4 protein-coding genes and 1 pseudogene are annotated in these 2,936 nt (G+C 61.2%); 3 read left to right on the top strand and 2 right to left on the bottom strand.

Annotated elements, in window-relative coordinates; genetic code table 11:
- Positions 1–218: oxidative damage protection protein (locus tag AC1D0Z_RS18740; protein WP_477659700.1), on the bottom strand; the 218-nt coding region annotated here is incomplete at its 3' end.
- A 155-nt stretch (positions 219–373) separates the two neighbouring features.
- Between AC1D0Z_RS18740 and AC1D0Z_RS18745 the strand changes: the two genes are divergently transcribed.
- From AC1D0Z_RS18745 to AC1D0Z_RS18755, 3 genes are all read left to right on the top strand, one after another.
- Positions 374–1,414: a sulfate ABC transporter substrate-binding protein gene (locus tag AC1D0Z_RS18745; RefSeq protein WP_477659701.1), complete on the top strand. Its 1,041-nt coding sequence runs from the start codon at positions 374–376 to the stop codon at positions 1,412–1,414.
- 143 nt (positions 1,415–1,557) lie between these two features.
- Positions 1,558–2,157: an NADPH-dependent FMN reductase gene (ssuE, locus tag AC1D0Z_RS18750; protein WP_477659702.1), complete on the top strand. Its 600-nt coding sequence runs from the start codon at positions 1,558–1,560 to the stop codon at positions 2,155–2,157.
- Between the two features lie 169 nt (positions 2,158–2,326).
- Positions 2,327–2,542 (top strand): TOBE domain-containing protein, encoded by a 216-nt coding sequence (locus AC1D0Z_RS18755; RefSeq protein WP_477659703.1) that lies wholly within the window; start codon positions 2,327–2,329, stop codon positions 2,540–2,542.
- A 140-nt stretch (positions 2,543–2,682) separates the two neighbouring features.
- Here the strand turns inward: AC1D0Z_RS18755 and AC1D0Z_RS18760 are convergent.
- Positions 2,683–2,936 (bottom strand): annotated as a pseudogene (locus AC1D0Z_RS18760) (tripartite tricarboxylate transporter substrate binding protein); the annotation flags it as partial.

Consider the following 2,936-nt stretch of genomic DNA (forward strand, 5'->3'; position numbering starts at 1 on the left):
AGGTACTGGCGGGCCCGGGCAAGGTACTGGCGGGCCCGGGCATCGGCCAGGTTCAGGCGGTTTTCGTTGACCAGCATGGTTTGCTGCTTCATCCACTCCGCCCAGGCTTCCTTGCTGACTTCTTCCCAGAGGCGCTTGCCCAGCGGGCCGGGGTAGGGCGGAAAGTCCAGTCCTTCGGCTTCTTTACCGAGTTTGATGCATTTGACGAGGCGTGCCATGGGGAGTTCTTTCGTAGGGCTAAGTTGTAGCTGAGTTGTCTAAGGATGTTTGTGGAATAAAGAACTGATTTTTTATTCGTTCCAGTTTCTAAGGTCTGCTTCCAGAATCCATTTTGTCTGCATTTACACGCATTTTTCTGGAAAAGAGAGCAACCATGACTTCACGCCGCAACTTTATCAATGTTTCTACCCGCGCTGCCGTGGCGGCTGGTTTGGGTTTGACGCTGGCAGGGTCACTGCTGACGGCCCAGGCCCAGCCGGCCCCCGTCACGCTGCTCAACGTCTCTTACGACCCGACCCGTGAGCTTTACGTCGAATACAACGCGGCCTTCAGCAAATACTGGAAAGCCAAGACCGGCCAGGACGTCACGATCAAGCAGTCGCACGGCGGTTCCGGCAAGCAGGCCCGTTCCATCATTGACGGCCTGGACGCCGACGTGGCGACGCTGGCTTTGGCCGGCGACACCGATGCGCTGGTGAAGAACGGCGGCTGGCTGTCGGCCGACTGGCAAAAGAAGCTGCCGCACAACTCGTCTCCCTACACCTCCACCATCGTGCTGGCCGTGCGCCAGGGCAAYCCCAARGGCATCAAGGAYTGGGAYGACCTGATCAAGCCCGGCATCACCGTGATCACGCCCAACCCGAAAACCTCGGGCGGCGCCCGCTGGAACTACCTGGCCGCCTGGGAATTTGCCAAGCGCAAATACGGCAGCGACGCCAGGGCCAAAGAGTTTGTCGCCAAGCTGTATGGCAATGTCTCGGTGCTGGACACCGGCGCCCGCGGCTCCACCATCACCTTTGCCCAGCGTGCCCAAGGCGACGTGCTGATCGCCTGGGAAAACGAAGCGTATTTGCTGGAGAAAGAATTCGGCGCCAGGTTTGACGTCGTCGCGCCTTCGCTGAGCATCCTGGCCGAACCCGCCGTCGCCGTGGTCGACAAGAACGTCGACAAGAAGGGCACCCGCGCCGTGGCCGAGGAATACCTGAAGTACCTTTACTCTGAAGAAGGCCAGGACATTGCCGGCAAGAACTTCTACCGCCCGGCCGTTTCGCAGAAAGCGATTGCCAAGTACGCCAAGCAGTTTCCCAAGCTGAACCTGTTCACCATCGACCAGGCCTTCGGCGGCTGGGCCAAGGCGGACAAGGAACACTTCGCAGACGGCGGCTCGTTCGACCAGATCTATACCCGGAAATAAGCTCCCCCCGAAGCGGCCTTTGGCCGCCTCCCCCCAAGGGGCGCCCGCTGCGGCCCGGCGAAGCCGGTTCCGCGCCGGCACTTGCATAGGAAACAGTCATACGCCGCTTGGTCACCCAGGCAAATCAGGGAAAAATTTAAACAATGTCCGTACAACAATCCGTATTGCTGATCGCTGGAAGTCCTTCAGAACAGTCCCGCTCAGCCGCGCTGCTCGACTCGGTCAGTGACAGGCTCGCCCTGCGGGGTGGCCTGGTGGTCGACCGGCTCAACATCCGCGAGCTGCCTGCCCAGGCCTTGCTGCTGGCTGAGTGGGGTCATCCGGCCATCGTCAAGGCGATTGACCAGATTGCCCGGGCGCGTGCCATCGTGGTGGCCACGCCCGTGTACAAGGCGGCGTACAGCGGGCTCCTCAAGGTGCTGCTGGATTTGCTGCCGCAAACGGCGCTGAAGGAAAAAACCGTGCTGCCGCTGGCCACCGGCGGCAGCCCGCACCACATGCTGGCGCTGGACTACGCCTTGCGCCCCGTGCTGCAGGCGCTGGCGGCCCGCCACATCCTGCCGGGCGTATACGCCACCGATTCGCAGGTGCCGCAGTCAGCCGACAAGCGCTATGAAGTCGGCCCGGAAATCTCAGTGCGGCTGGACGATGCGGTTTTGACGCTGCTGGCAGAAAGCTTTCGCATGCCGGCCACCACRGGCTTTGAGCCGGTGCATTTTTCACTGGTGCGATGTAGCGTCTGACGCCAGTCCCGGCTCGCCGGATTTGCAGGCCGCCTTTTAAGGCCTGCGCCTTTCAACGAGAACAGATTTTGAAACCGCCTTGCGGGCGGCCGGGGAGAGGCTCGCCCGCGGCCGTTGAAGTCAAGGAATTCAGTCCACCGATTTTTAACCCCAGTTCCAGGAGAACCTTATGTCCATCCAAGCCATCAACGTCCGCAACCAGTTCCGCGGCCGTGTGAAAGAAATCATCCGCGGTGACGTGGTGTCCGAGCTCGACGTCGAAACCCCATGGGGCATCGTCACGTCGGTCATCACCACCCGTTCCATCGACCAGCTCGAACTGGCCGTCGGCAGCGAGGTGGTGGCGCTGGTCAAGTCGACGGAGGTGTCCATTGCCAAGCTGTAGGCCTGCCACGGCGGGTTGATTGCCAAATTGCCGCCTGGCGCTTTATTGACGGGCGCAAGCAGCTATTAAAAGCATAGCAAGTTGCAATTCAGGGCCGTCCCGTTGTGATGAACAGCAGGGCGGCCGCCTGCGCGTGCGCCTTACTGGAGTTCGACGCCCGCCTTTTTCACGAGCTGCGCGTACTTCACCASTTCACTGCGAAMGTACTGCGCAGCGGCTTCCGGGCTGCCGGGGTTGATGGTGTTGCCCTGCTTGAGCAGGGCTTCCTTCACCTCGGGCGTGGCATAGGCGGCAACCACCGCGGCATGGATGCGCTTCACGTCAGCCGCCGGCAAATTGGCAGGGCCAATCACCGCGAACCAGCCTTCCATGTTGTAGTTGGGCAGGCCTTGCT

Source organism: Polaromonas sp. P1_E3 (assembly GCF_056405935.1).

Coding starts and splice junctions, on each gene's coding strand:
- AC1D0Z_RS18755 (WP_477659703.1), top strand. CDS start 2,327: ATGTCCATCCAAGCCATCAACGTCCGCAACCAGTTCCGCGGCCGTGTG.